The 22778-nt window shown below is 70.7% G+C and carries 22 protein-coding genes; 9 read left to right on the plus strand and 13 right to left on the minus strand.

The features are described 5' to 3' along the window. Window positions 1-62 precede the first annotated feature (62 nt). The 6 genes from Q5722_RS04105 to Q5722_RS04130 all read left to right on the plus strand — a co-directional run bounded on the left by Q5722_RS04105 (window position 63) and on the right by Q5722_RS04130 (window position 5645). A complete protein-coding gene (locus Q5722_RS04105) occupies window positions 63-257 on the plus strand; it encodes a hypothetical protein (RefSeq protein ID WP_305026941.1) in 195 nt (64 codons plus the stop codon). A gap of 42 nt (window positions 258-299) precedes the next feature. Beyond that, window positions 300-761: a hypothetical protein gene (locus Q5722_RS04110; RefSeq protein WP_305026942.1), complete on the plus strand. Its 462-nt coding sequence runs from the start codon at window positions 300-302 to the stop codon at window positions 759-761. Between the two features lie 149 nt (window positions 762-910). After that, on the plus strand, window positions 911-1978 hold the full coding sequence (locus Q5722_RS04115; protein ID WP_305026943.1) for a glycosyltransferase: 1068 nt from the start codon (window positions 911-913) through the stop codon (window positions 1976-1978). 146 nt (window positions 1979-2124) lie between these two features. Beyond that, entirely contained in the window at window positions 2125-2829 is a 705-nt protein-coding gene (locus tag Q5722_RS04120) for a succinate dehydrogenase cytochrome b subunit (protein ID WP_305026944.1), read from the plus strand. 39 nt (window positions 2830-2868) lie between these two features. Then, window positions 2869-4893 (plus strand): fumarate reductase/succinate dehydrogenase flavoprotein subunit, encoded by a 2025-nt coding sequence (locus tag Q5722_RS04125; protein WP_305028328.1) that lies wholly within the window; start codon window positions 2869-2871, stop codon window positions 4891-4893. Window positions 4894-4901: 8 nt separating this feature from the next. Continuing rightward, on the plus strand, window positions 4902-5645 hold the full coding sequence (locus Q5722_RS04130; RefSeq protein ID WP_305028329.1) for a succinate dehydrogenase/fumarate reductase iron-sulfur subunit: 744 nt from the start codon (window positions 4902-4904) through the stop codon (window positions 5643-5645). Between the two features lie 162 nt (window positions 5646-5807). Here Q5722_RS04130 and Q5722_RS04135 read toward each other — a convergent pair whose 3' ends face one another. From Q5722_RS04135 to Q5722_RS04165, 7 genes are all read right to left on the minus strand, one after another. Continuing rightward, window positions 5808-6038, minus strand: a complete 231-nt coding sequence (locus Q5722_RS04135) for an SCO4848 family membrane protein (RefSeq protein ID WP_305026945.1) — start codon at window positions 6036-6038, stop codon at window positions 5808-5810. 19 nt (window positions 6039-6057) lie between these two features. Then, complete coding sequence (locus Q5722_RS04140) at window positions 6058-7206, minus strand: YihY/virulence factor BrkB family protein (protein ID WP_305028330.1); 1149 nt, start codon at window positions 7204-7206, stop codon at window positions 6058-6060. Between the two features lie 13 nt (window positions 7207-7219). After that, complete coding sequence (locus tag Q5722_RS04145) at window positions 7220-7762, minus strand: 2'-5' RNA ligase family protein (RefSeq protein WP_305026946.1); 543 nt, start codon at window positions 7760-7762, stop codon at window positions 7220-7222. 9 nt (window positions 7763-7771) lie between these two features. After that, window positions 7772-8818 (minus strand): tryptophan--tRNA ligase, encoded by a 1047-nt coding sequence (gene trpS, locus Q5722_RS04150; RefSeq protein WP_439652476.1) that lies wholly within the window; start codon window positions 8816-8818, stop codon window positions 7772-7774. Between the two features lie 15 nt (window positions 8819-8833). Continuing rightward, a complete protein-coding gene (locus Q5722_RS04155; RefSeq protein ID WP_305026948.1) occupies window positions 8834-10078 on the minus strand; it encodes an MFS transporter in 1245 nt (414 codons plus the stop codon). A 68-nt stretch (window positions 10079-10146) separates the two neighbouring features. Next, a complete protein-coding gene (cax, locus tag Q5722_RS04160; protein WP_305026949.1) occupies window positions 10147-11253 on the minus strand; it encodes a calcium/proton exchanger in 1107 nt (368 codons plus the stop codon). A gap of 79 nt (window positions 11254-11332) precedes the next feature. Continuing rightward, a complete protein-coding gene (locus tag Q5722_RS04165; protein WP_305026950.1) occupies window positions 11333-13537 on the minus strand; it encodes an NADP-dependent isocitrate dehydrogenase in 2205 nt (734 codons plus the stop codon). A 283-nt stretch (window positions 13538-13820) separates the two neighbouring features. Between Q5722_RS04165 and aqpZ the strand changes: the two genes are divergently transcribed. Continuing rightward, on the plus strand, window positions 13821-14558 hold the full coding sequence (gene aqpZ / locus Q5722_RS04170) for an aquaporin Z (RefSeq protein WP_305026951.1): 738 nt from the start codon (window positions 13821-13823) through the stop codon (window positions 14556-14558). Window positions 14559-14672: 114 nt separating this feature from the next. On the opposite strand, the gene katG is transcribed toward aqpZ, so the two are convergent. After that, the gene (gene katG, locus Q5722_RS04175; RefSeq protein WP_305026952.1) at window positions 14673-16910 is read right to left on the minus strand and encodes a catalase/peroxidase HPI; all 2238 of its coding nucleotides are present in this window, start codon (window positions 16908-16910) and stop codon (window positions 14673-14675) included. 32 nt (window positions 16911-16942) lie between these two features. Further along, window positions 16943-17377, minus strand: a complete 435-nt coding sequence (locus Q5722_RS04180) for a Fur family transcriptional regulator (protein WP_305026953.1) — start codon at window positions 17375-17377, stop codon at window positions 16943-16945. Window positions 17378-17536: 159 nt separating this feature from the next. Here Q5722_RS04180 and Q5722_RS04185 point away from each other — a divergent pair, with 159 nt between their 5' ends. Further along, a complete protein-coding gene (locus tag Q5722_RS04185; protein WP_305026954.1) occupies window positions 17537-18520 on the plus strand; it encodes a malate dehydrogenase in 984 nt (327 codons plus the stop codon). A 99-nt stretch (window positions 18521-18619) separates the two neighbouring features. Here Q5722_RS04185 and Q5722_RS04190 read toward each other — a convergent pair whose 3' ends face one another. Both Q5722_RS04190 and Q5722_RS04195 read right to left on the minus strand, forming a co-directional pair. Next, the gene (locus Q5722_RS04190) at window positions 18620-19027 is read right to left on the minus strand and encodes a DUF3017 domain-containing protein (protein WP_305026955.1); all 408 of its coding nucleotides are present in this window, start codon (window positions 19025-19027) and stop codon (window positions 18620-18622) included. A gap of 1 nt (window position 19028) precedes the next feature. Further along, window positions 19029-19880: a bifunctional methylenetetrahydrofolate dehydrogenase/methenyltetrahydrofolate cyclohydrolase gene (locus Q5722_RS04195; RefSeq protein ID WP_305026956.1), complete on the minus strand. Its 852-nt coding sequence runs from the start codon at window positions 19878-19880 to the stop codon at window positions 19029-19031. Window positions 19881-20077: 197 nt separating this feature from the next. Between Q5722_RS04195 and Q5722_RS04200 the strand changes: the two genes are divergently transcribed. Beyond that, window positions 20078-20299 (plus strand): cupin domain-containing protein, encoded by a 222-nt coding sequence (locus tag Q5722_RS04200; RefSeq protein WP_305026957.1) that lies wholly within the window; start codon window positions 20078-20080, stop codon window positions 20297-20299. 225 nt (window positions 20300-20524) lie between these two features. Here the strand turns inward: Q5722_RS04200 and purH are convergent, their stop codons facing one another. Further along, window positions 20525-22138, minus strand: a complete 1614-nt coding sequence (gene purH, locus Q5722_RS04205; RefSeq protein WP_305026958.1) for a bifunctional phosphoribosylaminoimidazolecarboxamide formyltransferase/IMP cyclohydrolase — start codon at window positions 22136-22138, stop codon at window positions 20525-20527. After that, entirely contained in the window at window positions 22135-22776 is a 642-nt protein-coding gene (gene purN, locus Q5722_RS04210; RefSeq protein WP_305026959.1) for a phosphoribosylglycinamide formyltransferase, read from the minus strand. Before purN ends, purH begins: the two co-directional genes overlap by 4 nt. Window positions 22777-22778 lie beyond the last annotated feature (2 nt).

Raw genomic sequence — 22778 nt, forward strand, 5'->3', positions numbered from 1 at the left:
TTCGTCCCGGTCCTGCTGCTGGCCGTCGCGGTCGCCGCTCCGCTGCTGGTCTGCTGGTGGTCGTGCCGCTCACCCTCCTGCTGCGCATCCCCTTCGACAAGGACTGGATCGTGGAGCTCAGGCGCGGGCGCGATCCATGGACCGAGCTGAGTGCGGGCGACTGGCGGGGCACGCACGAGCGCATCGAGCAGCTCGCCGACGCCGTACGCCGCGGCGACATCCCCCGGCGCACGCTGGGCCCCGACCCGTTCGGGTGATTCGCCGGGCGGGCGCGTCCCGCTCCACCTACGTTGTGCACCGTGAAGGTGACCGATCCCTCCGGACAGACCTGGCGCGTGACGCGTCGATGGGTGCCGTGGCGTCGACGGGTCCGGTCGCGGGACGATCTCTGGCTGGACTGGCTCGACCCGACCTACGCCACCGACCTCGATGACTTCGTCATCGGCCTGGCCGTGCTCGTGGCGGTGCTCGTGATCCTGGTGGTCGCACCGATCGTGCTGGTCGTCTTCTTCGCGGCGTTCGAGCTGGTCCTGCTGCTGGCCCTGCTGCCGCTCGTCGTCCTCCTGCGCGTGCTCTTCGGCATGACCTGGACGATCGAGGTCCGTCGCGGGTTCACCCCCTGGGCGGAGCGGGAGGCCGGCGACTGGTCGGCGTCGCGCCTGGCCATCCACCGCACCGCGGACGCCATCCGGCGCGGGGAGGTCCCGACACGCGCGATTCCCGCCGTGCGCTGGGGCCGCCTCGCGCGAACCGAGCAGTAAGCACCCTCTGCGGCCCCGAGCTGGTGCTTACTGCTCGGTTCGCGGAAATCCCTCGCGGGGAACCACCGGTGACGAGCACCACGGAGCTGTTCACGACCAGTCCACCGGAGCACGGCATTCCGGACACCCGCACACGTCACCGTCGCGGCATGAGGATCGCTGTCTCCGCCGAGGCCTTCTACCCGGCGACCGATGCCGACACCCGCACCGTCAAGGCGCTGGTGGACCACCTCGTCGACGCCGGCCACGACGTCCTGGTGCTGGCCCCGGCCCCCGGGCTCGCCGACTACCGCGGCTGCACGGTCGCGCGGATCACCCTGCGCGAGGGGCGAGGCGTCCAGGTCCGTGAGGCCCTGGTCGGCTTCGGCGCAGACGCGCTGGTCGCGGTCTCCCCCACCAAGGTGGGACGCAAGGCGCTCAAGCACGCCCGCAAGCTCGGCGTACGCACGCTGGTGCTGCAGGCCTCCCCCGTCAGCACCGTCGACGCCGAGGTCTGGAGCCGCACCGTCGCGCCCCGTGCCGACCGCCTCGTCGTCACGGCCGGATGGATGGTCGACCGGTGCGCCGCGCTCGGCGCCTCGTCCGCCGTCCACTGGCAGCCCGGCGTCGACGCGCGCGGGTTCACGCCCGCCGTGCGCGACGACTACCTGCACGGCTCCTTCGCCCGTGCACGCGCCAAGGGCGGGCCGCGTGTCGTGGTCGGGCACGCGGGCGCGCTCAAGCGCAGGCACGGCGTACGCCGTCTGGTCGACGTCGCCCGTGTGCCGGGTGGACGCCTCGTGGTCATCGGCGAGGGCGCGCAGAAGGCCTGGCTGGCCGCGCAGGTCGATGACGCCCGGCTGACCGGCCACCTCTCCGACACCGAGCTCGCGGTCGCCCTGGCCAGCCTGGACGTGCTCGTCCAGCCGAGCGAGGTCGAGACCTGTGCCCACCTGCTGCGTGCCGGGATGGCCAGCGGGCTGGCGGTCGTCGCCCCCGCGGCGGGTGCCGCCGCCGAGATCGTCCGGCACGGCGAGACCGGCCTCCTCTACGACCCCGCGGACCCGGCGGCCCTTCGCCGCTCCGTCGCGCGCCTCGTCGCGGAGGCCGACCTCCGCGAACGGCTCGGGCACGCAGCGCGCGAGGACGCGCTCACCCGGGACTGGACGTCGGCCCTCACCGAGCTGGTCGAGGCCCACCTCGCACCCTGTGTGGCCGCGGCCGGGACGGCCGCCTGAGGGCCGCTCGGGGGTGGCGTACGACCGTGAAGCTGTGAGACCGGGGCAGAACCGACGAACGGGCAGGCCGGGTAGTTCCCGCACCCCGGGAAATGTCACACCGGTCACTTCGCACGCCGGCGCCGGGTGACGGTAGGTTGACCCCCGTGGCAACCCCGACTCTCGTAAGTGGCAGCAAGTCGACCCGGTCGACCATTGCGCTCAAGATGCTCATGGCAGTGAGTGGCCTGATCTTCATCGGCTTCCTCCTCGCCCACATGTACGGCAACCTCAAGGTCTTCGCAGGCCACGACGCGTTCAACACGTACGCGGAGCACCTGCGGACCATCGGTGAGCCGATGCTCCCGCACGCCGGACTGCTCTGGATCCTCCGCGTCGGCCTCATCGCCGCGCTCGTGGTCCACGTGTTCTCCGCGATCGCACTGACCCGTCGCGCGCACCACGCGCGGACGACGAAGTACGTCGTGAAGAAGAACAAGGGCAGCTCCCTCTCCTCGCGCACGATGCGCTGGGGCGGCCTGGCCATCTTCCTGTTCCTCATCTGGCACCTGCTCAACTTCACCATCGTGAAGATCAACCCGAGCAACGGCACGACCGGCGGCCACGACCCCTACGCGCTCGCCGTCGACTCGTTCGGCGTCTGGTGGATCACCGTGATCTACCTGCTCGCGCTGGTCGCCGTCGGCTTCCACCTGCACCACGGTGTCTGGAGCGCCTGCCAGACGCTGGGCTTCACCAACGCCGCGAGCTCGCGCAACCGCGCGAAGGACGCCGGCCTCGTGGTGGCGATCGTCATCGCGGGTGGTTTCGCCCTCGTCCCGCTGTCCGTCCTCTTCGGCATCGTCAAGTAAGGGATTCACTGACTCATGGGTACCCCTGACCCGTCGGGCATGGTCCCGACCAACCAGCCCTCCGTGCAGACCTCCGACGACGCTGCCGGCTACTACACCCTCGGTGCGCCGCTCGTCGACGAGCTGGCCCCCACCGGCCCGATCAACACGCGCTGGCAGCGTCGCAAGTTCGAGAACCGCCTGGTCAACCCGGCCAACCGCCGCAAGCTCGACGTGATCATCGTCGGCACCGGTCTGGCCGGTGGCGCCGCCGCCGCGACGCTCGGCGAGGCCGGCTACAACGTGAAGTCCTTCTGTTACCAGGACTCCCCGCGCCGCGCGCACTCGATCGCCGCGCAGGGCGGCATCAACGCCGCCAAGAACTACAAGGAGGACGGCGACTCCGTCGAGCGCCTCTTCTACGACACCGTCAAGGGCGGCGACTACCGCTCGCGCGAGTCGAACGTCTACCGCCTCGCCGAGGTCTCGGCGAACATCATCGACCAGTGCGTCGCGCAGGGCGTCCCGTTCGCCCGCGAGTACGGCGGCCTCCTCGACAACCGCTCCTTCGGCGGCGTCCAGGTCTCCCGCACGTTCTACGCGCGTGGCCAGACCGGCCAGCAGCTGCTGATCGGTGCCTACCAGGCCATGGAGCGCCAGGTCGCGGCCGGCACCGTCACGCAGTACACCCGCCACGAGATGCTCGAGGTGATCATCGCCGACGGCCGCGCCCGCGGCATCGTCACCCGTGACATGGTCACCGGCGCGATCGAGACCCACCTCGCCGACGTCGTCGTCCTCGCCTCCGGCGGCTACGGCAACGTCTACTTCCTCTCGACCAACGCGATGGGCTCGAACGTCACCGCCGCGTGGCGTGCGCACCGCAAGGGCGCCTACATGGCCAACCCCTGCTACACGCAGATCCACCCGACCTGCATCCCGGTCACCGGCGACCACCAGTCGAAGCTGACCCTGATGTCGGAGTCGCTCCGCAACGACGGTCGCATCTGGGTCCCGAAGAAGGCCGAGGACTGCGGCAAGGACCCGCGCGACATCCCCGAGGAGGACCGCGACTACTACCTGGAGCGGATCTACCCGTCGTTCGGCAACCTGGTCCCCCGCGACATCGCGTCGCGTCAGGCGAAGAACATGTGCGACGAGGGCCGCGGTGTCGGCCCCGCCGTCAAGGAGGTGCAGCCCGACGGCACCGAGAAGATGATGCGTCGCGGTGTCTACCTCGACTTCGCCGACGCCATCGCCCGCATGGGCCGCGAGGCCGTCGAGACCAAGTACGGCAACCTCTTCGACATGTACGCCCGGATCACCGGCGAGGACCCGTACGTCACGCCGATGCGCATCTACCCGGCGGTCCACTACGTGATGGGCGGCCTGTGGGTGGACTACCACCTGCAGACCAACATCACCGGCCTGTTCTGCTCGGGTGAGGCCAACTTCTCCGACCACGGCGCCAACCGCCTCGGTGCCTCGGCGCTGATGCAGGGCCTGGCCGACGGCTACTTCGTCCTCCCGAACACCATCCGCGAGTACCTCGCCGACGGTCCGTTCGAGAAGATCGACGAGTCGCACCCGGCCGTCGTCGAGGCCAAGACGGCCGTCGAGGAGCGCATCGCGAAGTTCCTCTCGATCCAGGGTGAGCGCTCGGCGGACTCGTTCCACAAGCAGCTCGGCCAGATCATGTGGGAGTACTGCGGCATGGAGCGGACCGAGGAGGGCCTGAAGAAGGCCATCGGCCTCATCCGCGACCTGAAGGCGGAGTTCTGGACCAACCTCAAGGTCCTCGGCACCGCGGACAGCCTCAACCAGAGCCTCGAGAAGGCCGGTCGCACGATCGACTTCATCGAGCTCGGTGAGCTCATGTGCATCGACGCCCTCAACCGTCGCGAGTCGTGCGGTGGTCACTTCCGCGCCGAGTCGCAGACCGAGGACGGCGAGGCCCTGCGTCACGACGACGAGTTCGCGTACGTCGCCGCGTGGGAGTTCGGTGGCGAGGACGCCAACCCGATCCTCCACAAGGAAGACCTGATCTACACGGCCATCGAGATGAAGCAGCGGAGCTACAAGTGAGCGGCACCATGAACCTGACCCTGAACATCTGGCGGCAGGCCAACGCGAACGCCAAGGGCGCGATGCACCGCTACTCGCTCGAGGGTGTCTCCGAGGACATGTCGTTCCTCGAGATGCTCGACGTGCTCAACGAGCAGCTCAACGCCAAGGGCGAGGAGCCGGTCGCGTTCGACAGCGACTGTCGTGAGGGCATCTGCGGCATGTGTGGCCTGATGATCAACGGCCAGGCCCACGGCCCGGAGGTCACCACCACCTGCCAGCTGCACATGCGGTCGTTCAAGGACGGCGACGAGATCACCATCGAGCCCTGGCGCGCGGACCCGTTCCCGGTCGTCAAGGACCTCGTGGTCGACCGCTCGGCGTTCGACCGGATGATCCAGAACGGTGGCTTCATCTCGGCCAACACCGGCTCGGCGCCCGACGCCCACGCCGCCCCGGTCGAGAAGAAGCTCGCCGACCTGGCGTTCGACGTCGCGACCTGCATCGGCTGTGGTGCCTGTGTCGCCGCGTGCCCCAACGGTTCGGCGTCGCTCTTCCTCGGTGCCAAGATCACCCACCTCGGCTCGCTGCCGCAGGGCCAGCCGGAGCGCGACACCCGTGTCGTCTCCATGGTCGGCCAGCACGACGCCGAGGGCTTCGGTGGCTGCACCAACATCGGTGAGTGTGCCGCGGCGTGCCCGAAGGAGATCCCGCTCGACGTGATCTCGCGGCTCAACAAGGACCTTCGCACCGCGATGGCCAAGGGTTACTGAGCCACCAGCTCCAACGGCGAAGGGCCGCTCCCCCACCGGGGAGCGGCCCTTCGTCATTCTTTCTGTGCCGAGACGGGGCCTGTGCCGAGACGGGGCCTGTGCCCGGCACAAGGCCCGTCTCGGCGCGGCACAAGGCCCGTCTCGGCGGGAGAGGCGGTCGGGTCAGGCGTCCTGGTCGGCGGAGCGCCAGGCCTTCCAGCCGAGGGCGCCGAGGACGCCGGCGATGACGAAGTTCACGATGATCAGGATCGTGTGGGCCACCCAGTAGCCGGTCGGGTGCTGCTCACCGCGCTCGTACGCCGCCGAGAGGTTCTTGATGAACGTGCCCCACGTCCAGACGTTCCACAGCGCGACGCCCATCAGCAGGGCGGCGTGCTTCTTCTCGAACTTCATCGTGCTCCTCGGGTAGGGATCAGGTGCGCGGGCGGCCCAACAGCCGCCACGCGAGGGCGCAGAGGGCGACGGCACCGAGGCCGACGCCTCCGGCTGCCGCTGCGGACTTGAGGGGCTGGGACGACGCGCGCCGCCACGCCTGGGGCGCACCGACGGGCGCACCGACGGGCGTACCGCCGCGCCCACCGGCCGGCACGGCGACAGCCTCGTCGGCGGCATCGCGGCGCGACGCCTCGTCTGTGGAACGCTCCGGACCGGGCTCCACGCGCATGGCGGTCCGCGTCGCGTGCGGCGAGGTCTGGGCCCACGCCGCGGCGTACAGGACGAGCCGGCTGAAGTAGTTGATCCAGACCAGCAGGATCAGCGTGATCCCGAAGGCCTGGAACGCCGGCTGGCCCGCCGTCGCCTTGAGCAGGTACGTCGAGGCCTGCTTCAGCACCTCGAACCCGACCGCACCCAGCACCGCACCCGACCAGATCGCACCGCGCGCGAGTCTGGGTCGCGCGAGCAGCACGAACATCGCGGCGAAGAGCACCGCGTTGGCGGCGACACCGAGCAACGGCACCAGGATCCGGACCAGCCAGCTGAGCTCGGTGCTCAGGCCGACCAGGTGCAGCAGCCGCGGTGCGATGCCGGCGACGACGCCGGAGACCGCCACGGAGAGCATGAGGACGCTGCCGAGCACCGCCAGGGCCGCGAGGTCGCGCAGCCGGCCGACGAGCCAGTTGGGCCGCTCGGCACGGGTCTCCTCGAAGACGACCAGCAGCGCGGTCTGCAGGCTGGAGAGCCAGCCCAGGCCGGACCACAGCGCGAGCGGCAGTCCGATGGAGAGGATCGCGGGAGCGGCGTCCTTGAAGGTCTGCAGGTCGAGGGCTCCGTCGATGGAGGGCTCCCCCGGCACCTGGACGATGCCGGGCAGGACCCCGTTGATCGCGCTGACCAGGGTCTGCTCCGCGTCGATGCCGGGCGGCAGCAGGCGCGCGGCGAAGCCGACCACGGCGAAGGCCAGGCCGAGGAGCGGGAAGACCGAGAGGAACGCCGCGAGCGTGACGCCGGCGGCGTACAGGCTGCCGTTGGTCGAGGAGTAGTGCTCGACCGTGCGGAAGGTGTGGTCGAGCGCGGGGACCCGCTCGCGCGCCTCCCGGACGGGCGCGAGGACTCGGTCCATCACGGAGGCCACGTCAGGCCCCGGCACCGATCGACTGGCTCGCCAGGGGCACCGGCTCGAGCGGGAACGAACGGTCGATCCGCCAGCCGAGCTCCTCGTCGTGCACGTAGAGGTGCACGTCGTTGACGATGAAGCTGCCGTCGAACGTCGCGAGCTCGTCGAAGGCCCGGTCGAGGGCGCTGTCGTCGAGGTGGTGCCCGATGGTCACGTGCGGGTGGTACGGGAAGTCGGAGTCGCCCGCGAGCGGTCCGCGGCGCACAGCGGCATAGAGCAGCTCGCACTCGGCGATGCCCTCCACGACGTTGACGAAGACGACCGGCGACACGGGACGGAAGGTACCCGTGCCCCGCAGATGGATGCGGAAGGCAGCGAAGCCCTCGGTGACGGCGGCCAGGTGCGCTTCGGCGGTCTCGAGGTCGTCGACCTCGGTCGGCGGGACGAGGGTGATGTGCGTGGGGATCTTCGCCGCGGTCAGGTCACCGATCGACTGCCGGTACTCCTGGAGCTCGGTGGCCCAGGGCTCCGGGAGCGCGATCGAGACGCCGATGGTGGGCATGCGACGACCTTAGCGAGTGAAGGGGGCGACGAAGCCGACCCGCTCGTACACGTCGCGGAGCGTCGCGGTGGCCACCGCGTTGGCGCGCTCCGCGCCGAGCGCCAGCACCTTGTCGAGCTGGTGGCGGTCGTCGAGCAGCTCGAGCGTGCGGGTCCGGAACGGTGTCACGAACTCGACCGCGACGTCGGCGAGGTCCTTCTTGAAGTCGCCGTAGCCGCGGCCGGCGTACTGCGCCTCGAGCTCCTCGATCGTGGAGCCGGACAGCGCCGAGTAGATCGTCAGCAGGTTGCTGACGCCCGGCTTCTCCTCCTCGTCGAAGCGCACCTCCGCCCCGGAGTCGGTCACGGCGGAGCGGATCTTCTTCGCCGTCACGGCCGGCTCGTCGAGGACGTCGATGAGGCCGGCGGGAGACGAGGAGGACTTCGACATCTTCTTCGTCGGGTCCTGGAGGTCCATGATCTTCGCGGTCGCAGCCGGGATGTGCGGCTCCGGAACCCGGAAGGTCTTCTTGTAGCGGCTGTTGAACCGCTGCGCAAGGTCGCGGGTCAGCTCGAGGTGCTGGCGCTGGTCCTCGCCGACCGGCACGAAGTGCGGGCGGTAGAGCAGGATGTCGGCCGCCATGAGCATCGGGTAGGTGAACAGGCCCACCGAGGCGGCGCCCTCGCCGCCCTTGGCCGCCTTGTCCTTGAACTGCGTCATCCGGCGGGCCTCGCCGAAGCCGGTGAGGCACTCGAGCACCCAGCCGAGCTGCGCGGAGGCGGGCACGTGGCTCTGCACGAACACGGCGGAACGCTCGGGGTCGACGCCGGCGGCCAGCAGCTGCGCCACGGCGCGGTAGGTGCGCTCGCGGAGCTTCTTGGGCTCCTGCTCGACCGTGATCGCGTGCTGGTCGGCGACGAAGAAGAACGCCTCGAACTCGTCCTGGAGCTGCGCCCACTGCCGCACCGCACCCAGGTAGTTGCCGAGGTGGATGGTGTCGGACGTCGGCTGGATCCCCGAGAGGACCCGCGGTCGGGCCGTGGAGCCCGGCGTGGCAGCGGTGGACATGCCGCCCATTGTGTCAGGCCCGGGTCAGGTGGCGAGGGGCCGGTTGCGCACGTGGACCCGCGCGGAGACCAGCAGGATCGCGAGACCCACGAGCGAGAGGGCGCCACCCACCAGTGCAGGCGCCCGGTAGCCCCAGCCCGCGGCGATGACGAGGCCGCCGAGCCAGGCACCCAGCGCGTTGGCGATGTTGAGCGCGGCGTGGTTCATCGCCGCTCCCAGCGTCACCGCGTCGCCGGCGACGTCCATGAGCCGCAGCTGCAGGTTGACCACAAGCACCGAGCCCACCGCGGTGACCAGGAACGCGACGGGCCACAGCAGCCAGCCGTGGGGCGCGGACCACCAGTAGACCGCCATCACGACCGCCCCAGCGGCCGAGGAGGCGATCAGGGAGCGGAACACCGACCATCCGGCGAGCTCGCCGGCCAGCCACGTGCCGACGACCATGCCGAGGCCCATGGCGAGCACGAAGACGGGCACCGTCGACTCACCCAGGCCACCGACCTCGGTGACGGTCTTCGCGATGTAGGAGTAGACCGCGAAGAGCCCGCCGAAGCCGACGGCGCCGACGCCCATCGTGAGCCACACCTGCAGGTTGCCGAAGAAGGCACGGGCCTCCTCGCGGCCCCCGCTCGCCTCACGGGCCGTCGCCTGGTGCGGGACGAAGACGAGGACCAGTGCGACGGTCGCCAGCGCGAGCGCCCCCGCGAGCAGGTACGACGCGCGCCAGCCGGCGTGCTGCCCCAACCAGGTCGCGGCCGGTACGCCGACCACGTTGGCCACGCTCAGGCCGAGCATCACGCTGGCGACGGCACGCCCCCGCCGTTCGGGGACGACGAGGCCGGCGGCCACGAGGGAGGCGACCCCGAAGTAGGCGCCGTGCGGAAGCCCGCCGACGAAGCGGGCTGCTCCCAGCACCAGGTAGCCGGGGGCAACGGCGGAGGCGACGTTGGCCGCGGCGTACGCCGTCATCAGGCCGACCAGCATCGCGCGGCGCGGGAGCCTGGCCCCGAAGAAGGCCAGGATCGGGACGCCGACCACGACGCCCAGCGCATACGCCGAGATGACCCGGCCCGCCGCGGGGACGCTGACGTCGACGCCCCGGGCGATCTCGGGCAGCACGCCCATCGTGAGGAACTCGGTGGTGCCGATGGTGAACCCGCCCATGGCCAGGGCGAGGATCGCCAGGCCGACGTGCCGACGGCCGACCGCCCCGCTGTCCGGGGTCTCCGGGTGCGGGGCGGTCGACGGGGTCGCGCTCGTGGCAGTCACAGGGGCGCAACGGGCGCGGACGGGCGGTTCATTCCACCACCCGGGTCACGATCGGGTCACGGGGCCGGTCAGCCCCACCAGAGGGAGGCGGCGATGACGACGTAGACGCCGATCAGGGCCGCACCCTCGATCCAGTTCGACTCGCCGTCGACGGTGATCAGGGCTGCGACCAGGACCGACAGGAAGACCGCGACGACGAGCACGGGGCTGAAGACGAGGGTGAGCGCGGTGAAGCCGAGGACCGAGGACAGGATCACCAGCAGCGGCGCGAGCACGAGCGCGATCTGCAGGGGCGAGTTGATGATCAGCTGGAAGGCGTACTCGGACTGGTTGCGGGCCGCGAGCTGGATGCCGATGACGTTCTCGATCGCGTTGCCGGCGACGGCGACGATCACGAGGCCGGCGAAGGTCTCGTTGATGCCCCACGAGTCCATGGCGGGCTCGAGCCCGGCGACGAACCAGTCCGAGATGAAGGCGGCGGCGACACCCGCGAGCGCGAGCAGGCCGATGGCGAGGCCGACCGACCAGCGCGGCGCCTCGTGCACGGTCTCCCCGCCGCTCATGCCGCTCGAGTCGTTGCGCTTGAGCGACGCGGGAAGGGTCAGCGCGAAGAGGCCCAGCAGCACGACCGAGACGATGATCGAGAGCGCCTGCTCGTGGCTGGCGGCGCCGTGGCCGGCCTGGGAGCCGGACTCGAGGGCGGTCAGGGACGGCGCGACCATCGCCACGACGGCGACGATCATCAGGACGGAGATCGTGCGCGCCCGCGAGGAGTCGATCTTCTGCAACCCGTGCCGCACGCCTCCCACCACGAACGCCAGGCCCATCACCAGCAGCAGGTTGCTGAGGATCGAGCCGATCAGCGCTGCCTGCACGACCGCGACCTGACCGGCCTTGAGCGCGAAGAGACAGATGAAGAGCTCCGGGAGGTTGCCCAGCGCGCTCTGGAGGACACCCGTCGCCCCCGGCCCGAAGCGGTCGCCGAGCTGCTCGACGCACAGGCCGACCAGGCTCGCGGCGAGACCGATGGCGAGCGCTGCGATCGAGAAGGCGAGCCAGCCGGCCCAGCCCGCGTAGTGCGCGATGCCGGCCAGCGCCGTGGCGCCGGCCGTCAGGCCCAGGAGGACGTAGTCGCTGCGGACGAAGGTCGGCGACGGGGCGGTCTGCGTGCTCATGGACGGCAACCTAGCCCAGCGTCGCCGAAATGCCTCGACGCCCGGCAGCCAGCTGGCTGCCGGGCGTCGAGGGGGTGCATCAGAGGGCGGCGAGCGCCTCGTTCAGCGTGGCGGAGGGACGCATGACCGCAGCGGTCTTCTCGGCGTCCGGGTAGTAGTAGCCACCGATGTCGGCCGGCTGGCCCTGGACTGCGAGGAGCTCCTCCACGATCTTCTGCTCGTTCGCACGCAGCGACTCGGCGAGCGGCTTGAAAGCGGCAGCCAGGTCGGCGTCGGCGGTCTGCTTGGCCAGCTCCTCGGCCCAGTAGAGGGCGACGTAGAAGTGCGAGCCGCGGTTGTCGATCGTGCCCAGCTTGCGGCCCGGCGAGCGGTCCTCGTCGAGGAACGTGCCCGTGGCGGCGTCGAGGGTGTCGGCGAGGACCTGGGCGCCCGCGACGCCGGCCTGCTCGGCGTACTTCTCGAACGACGGGACCAGCGCGAAGAACTCACCGAGGGAGTCCCAGCGGAGGTAGTTCTCGTTGACGAGCTGCTCGACGTGCTTCGGGGCGGAGCCACCGGCGCCGGTCTCGAAGAGGCCACCGCCCGCGATCAGCGGGACGACGGAGAGCATCTTGGCCGAGGTGCCCAGCTCGAGGATCGGGAACAGGTCCGTGTTGTAGTCACGGAGCACGTTGCCGGTCACGGAGATGGTGTCCTCGCCCTTGCGCATGCGCTCGAGCGAGTAGGAGCAGGCGAGCTCCGGCGACAGGATCTTGATCTCGAGACCGTCGGTGTCCTGGTCGGCCAGGTACGTGGTGACCTTCTTGATGAGCTCCGCGTCGTGGGCGCGCGACTCGTCGAGCCAGAAGATCGCCGGGGTCGCCGAGGCGCGGGCGCGGGTGACGGCCAGCTTGACCCAGTCCTGGACCGGGATGTCCTTGGTCTGGCAGGCACGCCAGATGTCGCCGGCCTCGACGTCGTGCTCGAGGAGCACGTCGCCGGCGGCGTTGACGACGCGGACGGTGCCCGCCTCCGCGATCTCGAAGGTCTTGTTGTGCGAGCCGTACTCCTCGGCAGCCTGCGCCATGAGGCCGACGTTGGGGACGGTGCCGATCGTGGCCGGGTCGAGCGGGCCGTTCTTCTTCACGTCGTCGATGACGGCCTGGTAGACACCGGCATACGACGAGTCCGGGATGACCGCGAGCGTGTCGTCCTCGCCGCCGTCGGCACCCCACAGGCGGCCGCCGTTGCGGACCAGGGCCGGCATCGAGGCGTCGACGATGACGTCGGACGGCACGTGCAGGTTGGTGATGCCCTTGTCGGAGTTCGTGTAGGACAGGCGCGGCCCGTTGGCCAGCGCGGCCTCGAACGCCGCCTTGATCTCCTCGCCCTTGGCGAGGCCACCGAGGCCGGCGAGGATCGAGCCGAGGCCGTCGTTGGCGGAGAGGCCCGCGGCCGCGAGGTCGTCGCCGTACTGCGCGAAGACGTCGGCGAAGTAGGCCTTCACGACGTGGCCGAAGATGATCGGGTCGGAGACCTTCATCATCGTCGCCTTGAGGTGGACCGAGAAGAGGACGTCCTGCGCCTTCGCCTCGGCCAGCGCGTTGGCGAGGAACGCGTCGAGGTGGGCGGCCTCCATCTTGGTGGCGTCGACGATCTCGCCCTCGAGGACCTTGAGGCCCTCGAGCAGGGTCTTCGACTGGCCCGACGCCGTCTCGAGCACGATCGACAGGGTGTCGTCCCGGGTGAGGGTCACGGACTTCTCGTTGGACTTGAAGTCGTGCTCCCCCATCGTGGCGACGGTGGTCTTGGAGCCCTCGGAGAACGGCTTGTTCGTGTGGGGGTGCTTCTTGGCGTAGCTCTTGACCGAGAGCGGCGCGCGGCGGTCGGAATTGCCCTCACGGAGGACCGGGTTGACGGCCGAGCCCTTGACCTTGTCGTACCTGGCCTGGATCGCCTTGGCCTCGTCGGTGTCAGCGGACTCGGGGTAGTCCGGCACGTCGTAGCCCTTGGCCTGCAGCTCGGCGATGGCCGCCTTCAGCTGCGGGATGGAGGCGGAGATGTTGGGGAGCTTGACGATGTTGGCGGCCGGGGTCTTGGCCAGCTCGCCGAGCTCGCTCAGCGCGTCGTCGGCCAGGCCGAACTGCGCCAGGATGCGGGCCGCCACGGAGATGTCGCGGGTCTCGATCTCCACGCCGGCCTTGGCGGCGTACGCCTGGACGATCGGGAGGAACGAGTACGTCGCGAGCAGCGGCGCCTCGTCGGTGTGCGTGTAGATGATCTTCTGGTCCGTCACCGGAGGCATCCTCTTTCGCGTGCTGAATAAGTCTTGACATCAAGATATCTCAGGGCGGGCAACCGTCGGGGACCGGGCTCGCACCGTGGCCCATCCTGCCCGCTCCGGTGCCCGACGTGAACCCGATCGGCGCGACGATCTCGCGCCCGCTGCCGGACGCCCCGATCCGGGCGTACGCCGCGGGAGGAGTCGGACGACACGGACATCGACCTGCGGCACGGGGCGGACACCGCGAGCGTCAGTCCCTAGCGTGGATCCGTACGTGTCGTCCCCACCGTCTCGGAGGTACCTCATGCCTGCTCCCCGCTTCAGTCCGGCCTCCCGCTGGACCGCCGAGTTCCTCGGCACCCTCGTCCTCGTCCTCGGCGGCTGCGGCACGGCCGTGCTCGCCGGCGACAAGGTCGGCTACCTCGGCGTCGCCCTCGCGTTCGGCCTCACCGTCGTCGCCGGTGCCTACGCGTTCGGCCACGTCTCCGGTGGCCACTTCAACCCGGCGGTCACCGTCGGCCTGGCCACCGCCGGCCGGTTCCGCTGGGCCGACGTGCCGGCGTACGCCGTCTCGCAGGTGCTCGGCGGCTCGCTCGGCGCCCTCATCCTGTGGGTGATCGCGTCCGGCAAGGACGGCTTCAGCACCGCTGACGGCTTCGCCACCAACGGCTACGGCGACCACTCCCCCGGCGGATACGGCCTGCTGGCCGTCGCGGTCTGCGAGGTCGTCCTCACGGCCGTCTTCATCCGGGTCATCCTCGGCGCCTCGGCGCGGGCGGCGACGCCCGGCTTCGCGGGGCTGGCGATCGGCCTGACGCTGACCCTGATCCACCTGGTCTCGATCCCGGTCAGCAACACCTCGGTCAACCCGGCCCGCTCGCTCGCGGTCGCCTGGTTCAACGCCGACGCCCTGGGCCAGGTCTGGCTCTTCGTGGTGGCGCCGATCGTGGGCGCGATCCTCGGCGCACTCCTCTACCGGGGCGAGGACGACGTCGCCGACGCCGTCGGCGGCCTCGTGGACGAGGTCGACGACCGCATCTGACCGCTCCGTACGCCGAAGGGCCCGGCCACCGTGAGGTGACCGGGCCCTTCGTGCGCTTGCTGCTGCCCTGAGTGCGCGGGCGGCCCGGACAGCCGCCGGCGCGCGCGGAGCGCGTCAGACCAGGTCGTAGCGGTCCAGCTCCATGACCTTCGTCCAGGCCGCGACGAAGTCGGCCACGAACTTGTCGGCCGCGTCGTCCTGGGCGTAGACCTCGGCGAGGGCGCGCAGCTCGGAGTTGGAGCCGAAGACCAGGTCGACCGCGGTCGCGGTCTTGGTGACCTCGCCGGTGACGCGGTCGCGCCCCTCGTAGACACCCTCCTCCGTGGCGGAGACCGACCAGACGGTGTCCATCTCGAGCAGGTTCACGAAGAAGTCCGGCGTCAGCGCGCCGACGCGGTCGGTGAAGACACCGTGCGTCGTGCCGCCGTGGTTGATGCCCAGGCCACGGAGGCCACCGAGGAGGACGGTGAGCTCCGGCGGGGTGAGGCGCAGGAGGTTGGCCCGGTCGACCAGCAGCCGCTCCGCCGGGGTCTTGTCACCCGGGCGGAGGTAGTTGCGGAAGCCGTCGGCACGCGGCTCCAGGACGGCGAACGACTCGACGTCGGTCTGCTCCTGCGTCGCGTCGGTACGGCCGGGCCGGAAGGGGACGGTCACCTCGCGGCCGGCGGCCTTCGCCGCCTGCTCGATGCCCGCGTTGCCGGCGAGCACGACGAGGTCGGCGATGGAGACCTTCTTCTCGTCGGTGTCGAAGCCGGCCTTGACCGACTCGAGCACCTCGAGGACATTGGCGAGCTCGGCCGGGTTGTTGACGTCCCAGCTGCGCTGCGGCTCGAGACGGATGCGGCCACCGTTGACGCCACCACGCTTGTCGGTGTTACGGAACGACGAGGCGGCAGCCCAGGCGGCCGACACCAGCTGCGAGACGGAGAGGCCCGATGCGACGATCTTCGCCTTCAGCGCGGCCGCGTCGGCGTCGTCGATGAGCGCACCCTCGTGGGCGGGGACCGGGTCCTGCCAGATCTGCGGCTCGGCGACCCACGGGCCGCGGTAGCGGGCGACGGGGCCCATGTCGCGGTGGAGCAGCTTGTACCAGGCCTTGGCGAAGGCCAGCCGGAACTCGTCGGGGTTCTGGTGGAACCGGCGCGAGATCTCCTCGTACGTCGGGTCGACGCGCAGCGCGAGGTCGGTGGTGAGCATCTGCGGCTTCTTGCTGGGCTCACCGTGCGCACCGGGGATGATCGCGTCGGCGTCCTTGGCGGTCCAGATGTGCGCACCCGACGGCGTCTTGTCGAGCTCGTACTCGAAGCCGAAGAGCATGTCGAAGAAACCGGTGCCCTTGCCCCACGAGGTCGGGGTCGGGGTCCAGGTGACCTCGAGGCCGGAGGTGATCGTGTCGACGCCCTTGCCGGAGTTGAACGCGCTCTTCCAGCCGAAGCCCTGCTCCTCGAGCGGCGCACCCTCGGGCTCGGGGCCGACGAGGTCGGGGTCACCGGCGCCGTGGCCCTTGCCGAAGGAGTGGCCACCCGCGATCAGCGCGACGGTCTCCTCGTCGTTCATCGCCATGCGGCGGAAGGTCTCGCGGATGTCCTGCGCGGCCTTCAGCGGGTCGGGCTCGCCGTTGGGGCCCTCCGGGTTGACGTAGATGAGGCCCATCTGGACCGCCCCGAGCGGGGTCGCGAGGTCACGCTCACCGCTGTAGCGCTCGTCGCCGAGCCAGGTGTCCTCCGGACCCCAGAAGATCTCCTCGGCCTCCCAGACGTCCTCGCGACCGAAGGCGAAGCCGAAGGTCTCGAAGCCCATGTCCTCCAGCGCGACGTTGCCGGCGAGGACGAGCAGGTCGGCCCAGGAGATGGCCTGGCCGTACTTCTTCTTGACCGGCCACAGGAGGCGGCGGGCCTTGTCGAGGTTGCCGTTGTCCGGCCACGAGTTGAGCGGGGCGAAGCGCTGGTCGCCCGAGCCGGCGCCGCCGCGGCCGTCGTAGATGCGGTAGGTGCCCGCGGCGTGCCACGAGAGACGGATCATCAGGCCGCCGTAGTGGCCGAAGTCCGCGGGCCACCAGTCCTGCGAGTCGGTCAGGACAGCCTTCACGTCGGCCTTGAGGGCCTCGACGTCGAGGCCCTCGAGGGCCTTGGCGTAGTCGAAGTCGGCGCCCAGCGGGTCGGACTTCTCACCGTGCTGGCGCAGCGGTGCCAGGTTGAGCTGGTTGGGCCACCAGTCCTGGTTCGTGCTCGGACGCGAGCCCTTCGCCGTCGGCGCGTCGAGCGCGGGGTTCTCGCTCTCGCTGCCCTGCGCGGTCACGCCGCTGTGGTCGATCGGGCAGCCGCCGAGCGGGTTGGCAGTCGGGTCGGTCATGAGGAGCAACCTTTCGGTACGGGTGTTGAGGGTCAGAGGGAGGCGGAGCAGGAGGGGCAGGTGCCCCAGTAGATGACCTCGGCCTCGTCGATCACGAAGCCGTGGGTGTCGGAGGCGTGCAGGCACGGCGCAGCACCGGTGGCGCAGTCCACGTCGCCGATCGCACCGCAGGAGCGGCACACGACGTGGTGGTGGTTGTCGCCCACCCGCGTCTCGTAGCGCGCGAGGTGGCCGTGCGGCTGGATCCGGCGGACCAGGCCCGCCGCGGTCAACGCGCTCAGCGAGTCGTAGACCGCCTGGTGCGAGACCTCCGGCAGCTCCCGGCGTACGACGGAGATGACCGTCTCGGTGTCGGCGTGCGGGTGACCGAAGACGGCCTCGAGCGTGGCGACGCGGGGCCGGGTGACGCGCAGCTCGGCACCTCGCAGGAGGACCGAGTAGTCGGGGCGCGGGGTCATGGCAGCCATCATGTACCGTTTTTTTGAATGATTCAAGAAAAGAGTGCGGCGCGTCGGTGACGAGCGGTCGTCGTGTTGCGCGGGATCGAAATCGGACGCACTCCCTCACGCGGGCGGCCGCTGCTAGCGTCGAGGGCATCCCGCCCGTCGACTCCCAGGAGTTTTCTCGTGAGCACCACCCCGCTCAAGGTCGCCGTCACCGGCGCCGCCGGCCAGATCGGTTACAGCCTCCTCTTCCGCCTCGCGAGCGGCGCCCTCGGCGACCGCCCGATCCAGCTGCAGCTGCTGGAGATCGAGCCCGCGCTCAAGGCGCTCGAGGGTGTCGTCATGGAGCTCGACGACTGCGCGTTCCCGCTGCTCGCCGGCGTCGAGATCGGCGCGGACCCGACGAAGATCTTCGACGGCGTCAACCTGGCTCTCCTCGTCGGCGCGCGCCCGCGCGGTCCCGGCATGGAGCGCGGCGACCTGCTCTCCGCCAACGGCGCGATCTTCACCGCGCAGGGCAAGGCCCTCAACGAGGTGGCGGCGGACGACGTCCGCGTCGGCGTGACCGGCAACCCGGCCAACACCAACGCCCTCATCGCGATGACCAACGCGCCGGACATCCCGCAGAACCGCTTCTCCGCGCTGACCCGCCTCGACCACAACCGCGCCCTCTCGCAGCTCGCGGCGAAGACCGGGGCGTCGGTCAACGACATCACCAGGATGACCATCTGGGGCAACCACTCGGCCACGCAGTACCCCGACCTCTTCCACGCCGAGATCGCCGGCAGGAACGCCGCCGAGGTCGTCAACGACCAGGCGTGGGTGGAGGACTACTTCATCCCGACCGTCGCCAAGCGTGGCGCCGCCATCATCGACGCCCGCGGGGCCTCGTCGGCGGCCTCCGCCGCATCGGCGACCTGCAACGCCGCGCGCGACTGGCTCAACGGCACCCCCGAGGGCGACTGGGTCTCCATGGCCGTCGTCTCCGACGGCTCCTACGGCGTGCCGGAAGGCCTCATCTCGTCCTTCCCCGTCACCACCAAGGACGGCGACTGGAGCATCGTCCAGGGCCTGGAGATCTCGGAGTTCTCGCGCGGGCGGATCGACGCCTCCGTCGCGGAGCTCGCCGACGAGAAGGCCGCCGTCACGGAGCTCGGCCTCATCTGACCCCGAGACGGGGCCCGTGCCACAGCGAGACGGGGCTCGTGCCGGAGATCTCTCCGGCACGAGCCCCGTCTCGGCGTCTGAGGCAGCGGGCCCTGGGCCTCAGGGCTGGTCGGGAATGGTCGCGGCGAGGATGATCAGGACGACGCCGACCCCGGCCAGCAGCAGCGTGTCGAACCGCCGCCGCCGTACGCCGAGCATGCCGGCGTCGTCGCCGGGCAGCACCAGCCGCCCGCCGGTGGCCACGAGAAGTGCTCCCCCGAGCCAGGTCACGCCCAGGCGCCACGCACCCGCGGCACCGATCGCGATGCCCACCAGCGCCAGGCCGAGCACCACGAGGTAGATCACGCCGCCGATGGTGGAGGGCTGCTTGAGCCGCGCCACCTCGCGCAGCGGCGGGAGCGGGCCGCGCACCGCATCGACACCGGGGACCATGTCCCCGGGGAGGTCCGCGTCCTCGGGGAGGAGGGGTTCGGTTGCGTCGACCGGCTCCGCCGGCTCGTCGACCACGTCAGGCCAGCTTGCTCTCGGCGATGCTGACGACGTTGGCGAGGAGCATGGCGCGGGTCATCGGACCGACGCCGCCGGGGTTGGGCGAGACCCAGCCGGCGACCTCCCAGACGTCGTCGGCCACGTCGCCGGTGACCTTGCCGTCGACACGGGAGACGCCCACGTCCAGGACGGCAGCGCCCGGCTTGACCATGTCGGCGGTGATGATGCCCGGGACGCCCGCGGCGGCCACCACGATGTCGGCCTTGCGGACGTGGGCGGCGAGGTCGACGGTGCCGGTGTGGCACAGCGTGACGGTGGCGTTCTCGCTGCGACGGGTCATCAGCAGGCCGAGGGGACGACCGACCGTGACGCCACGACCGACCACCACGACCTCCTTGCCGGCGATCTCGACGCCGTGGCGGCGCAGGATCTCGACGATGCCGTAGGGCGTGCACGGGAGCGGGGCGTCCTTGCCGAGGACCAGCCAGCCGAGGTTCGTCGGGTGCAGGCCGTCGGCGTCCTTCGCCGGGTCGATCAGCCCGAGCACCTTGTTCTCGTCGCGACCGCGCGGCAGCGGCAGCTGGACGATGTAGCCGGTGCAGGCCGGGTCGTCGTTGAGCTGGCGGACGGCGTCCTCGATCTCCTCCTGCGAGGCGGTCTCGGGCAGGTCGATGCGGATCGACTCGATGCCGACCTCGGCGCAGTCCTTGTGCTTGCCTCCGACGTACCACCGCGAGCCCGGGTCGTCGCCGACCAGGATCGTGCCGAGACCGGGCACGACACCCTGGTCGCGGAGGGCAGCGATGCGGACCTTGAGCTCGTCCTTGATCGCAGCGGCGGTGGCGGTTCCGTCAAGCTTCTGTGCAGTCACGCGCGCCAGTCTAGGGAGTACGCCGCACGGTGCGACCCGCACGCCGCGATGGCGGGACGCCGCCGGCCACCAGCCGACGCGCGGGCGCGCCGCACGGGCGCACCGCACGGCCGCACCGCACGGGCGCACCCGCGGATCCACCCCAGTGATCGCCGTACGCCACTGACATCCCCCGGCGGCGGTGCGAGGCTCGGCCCATGAGCGACCTCGACCCTGCGGTCAGCAACCCCGACCACTACCGGGTGATCTTCGAGAACGAGCGTGTCCGCGTCCTGGAGTACCGCGACGAGCCCGGTGCGCGCACGACGCCGCACGCCCATCCCGACAGTGTCATGTACACGCTGTCGTCGTTCCGTCGTCGACTGGTCTCCGGTGACGACCAGCGCGAGGTCGACATCCCCGCAGGTGTGGCCGGATAGCTCCCCGCGCGGCAGCACCACGGCGAGAACGTCGGCGACACCCCGACGCACGTGATCTTCGTGGAGCTCAAGGAGCCGGCGCCCTCGCCGGGCACCGGCGGGCTCGGCCCGCAGCACTGAGCCGCTGCGACGACCTGCCGCGGCACCCCTCCATGCAACGGGCCCCGACCCGCCACACCGGCGAGTCGGGGCCCGGGGCCGTCAGGGCAGCAGCCCCGCGGTGGATCAGTGGAAGAAGTGGCGCGTGCCGGTGAAGTACATGGTCACGCCGTGCTTCTTGCAGAGCTCGATGGTGAGCTCGTCGCGCACGGAGCCGCCCGGCTGGACGATCGCCTTCACGCCGGCGTTGATCAGGATCTCCGGGCCGTCCTCGAACGGGAAGAACGCGTCGGAGGCAGCGACCGAGCCACGGGCCCGCTCCTGGCCCTCGACGAGGGTGTTGGCGCGCTCGACGGCGAGCTTGCAGGAGTCGACGCGGTTGACCTGGCCCATGCCGATGCCGACGGCGCCGCCGTCCTTGGCGAGCAGGATCGCGTTGGACTTCGCGGCACGCACCGCGCGCCAGGCGAACGCCAGGTCCGCCAGCGTCGCCTCGTCGGCAGCCTCACCGGTGGCCAGGGTCCAGTTGGCCGGGTCGTCGCCCTCGGCCTGGAACTGGTCGACGTGCTGCATCAGCAGGCCGCCGGAGATCGGACGGGTCTCGACGCCACCGGTGGCCAGCGGCTCCGCGACGAGGATGCGGATGTTCTTCTTCCCCTGGAGGATCTCGACCGCGCCGTCCGCGTAGGAGGGAGCGACGATGACCTCGGTGAACACCTCGGCGACCTGCTTGGCCATCTCGACGGAGACCTCGGTGTTGGTGGCGATCACGCCGCCGAAGGCCGAGACCGGGTCACACTCGTGGGCACGGCGGTGCGCCTCGGCGACGTCCGCACCGACGGCGACGCCGCACGGGTTGGCGTGCTTGATGATGGCGACCGTCGGCTGGTCGCCGTGGTCGTACGCCGCGCGACGGGCCGCGTCGGTGTCGACGTAGTTGTTGTAGGACATCTCCTTGCCGTGCAGCTGCTCGGCGCCCGCGAGGCCGGCGGAGCCGAAGCCCGAGCGGTAGAGCGCGGCCGGCTGGTGCGGGTTCTCGCCGTAGCGGAGCACCGCGGCCTTGTCCCAGGTGGCGCCGACCCACGCGGGGAACCCGGTGCCCTCGGAGGAGTCGGTGACGACGTTGCCCATCCAGGAGGCGACCTGCACGTCGTACGTGCCGGTGTGGACGAACGCCTTCGTGGCGAGGACCTTGCGCTCCTCGTAGGTGAAGCCGTCGCCCTGCGCGGCGGCGAGGGCCGCGGCGTAGTCGGCACCGTCGGTGACGATCGCGATGTTGGCGTGGTTCTTGGCCGCGGCGCGCACCATGGTCGGGCCGCCGATGTCGATCTTCTCGATGCAGTCCTGGATGCCGGCGCCCGAGGCGACGGTGTCGGCGAACGGGTAGAGGTTCACGACGACCATGTCGAAGGCCTCGATGCCCATCTCGGCGAGCTGGGCGACGTGGTCGTCGAGGCGGCGGTCGGCGAGGATGCCGGCGTGGACCCGCGGGTGGAGCGTCTTCACGCGGCCGTCGAGGCACTCCTGGAAGCCGGTGAGGTCCTCGACCTTGGTGACCGGCAGGCCGAGCGACTCGATGAGCGCAGCGGAGCCACCGGTGGAGACGAGCTCGACGCCCGCCTCCGCCAGGCCGCGGACGAGCTCCTCGAGGCCGGTCTTGTCGAAGACCGAGACGAGCGCGCGCTTGATCTTGACCTTGTCGGGGGTCTCGATCTTGCTGAAGTCGATGGAGGAGCTCACAGTCCGAACCGGACCTTCCTGTCGGTGATGCGGAAACCTTCTCGGGCCATGCGGCCCACTTCTGTGACGAGCATCCGGCGCTCGGCGACCTTGATCCGCTCGTGGAGCGTCGCGACGTCGTCGTCGTCCTCGACGGGCACGACCGTCTGCGCGACGATCGGGCCGGTGTCGACGCCGGCGTCGACGACGAAGAGCGTCGCGCCGGTGACCTTGACGCCGTACGCGAGGGCGTCGCCCGGGCCGTTGACGCCGGGGAACGACGGGCACAGCGCGGGGTGGGTGTTGACCACCCGGCCCGCGAAGCGCTCGAGGAACGCCGGACCGACGAGCTTCATGAAGCCGGCGAGCACGACCAGGTCGGGGTCGAACGCCGCGACGCGGTCGGCGAGGGCGACGTCCCAGGCGTCGCGCGAGGAGTAGTCCTTCAGCTTCGCGACGAACGTCGGGACGCCCGAGCGGTCCGCACGCGCCAGCCCCTCGATGCCGTCACGGTCGGCGCCGACAGCGACGATCGCCGCGCCGTACGCCGGGTCGACGGCCGCATCGAGCAGCGCCTGGAGGTTGGTGCCCGAGCCGGAGACCAGGACGACCACGCGTGCGGGCGCGGTGGCAGGCTCGACGGCAGGAGAGGTGGACACGA

Source organism: Nocardioides jiangxiensis (assembly GCF_030580915.1).
Classification (GTDB): domain Bacteria; phylum Actinomycetota; class Actinomycetes; order Propionibacteriales; family Nocardioidaceae; genus Nocardioides; species Nocardioides jiangxiensis.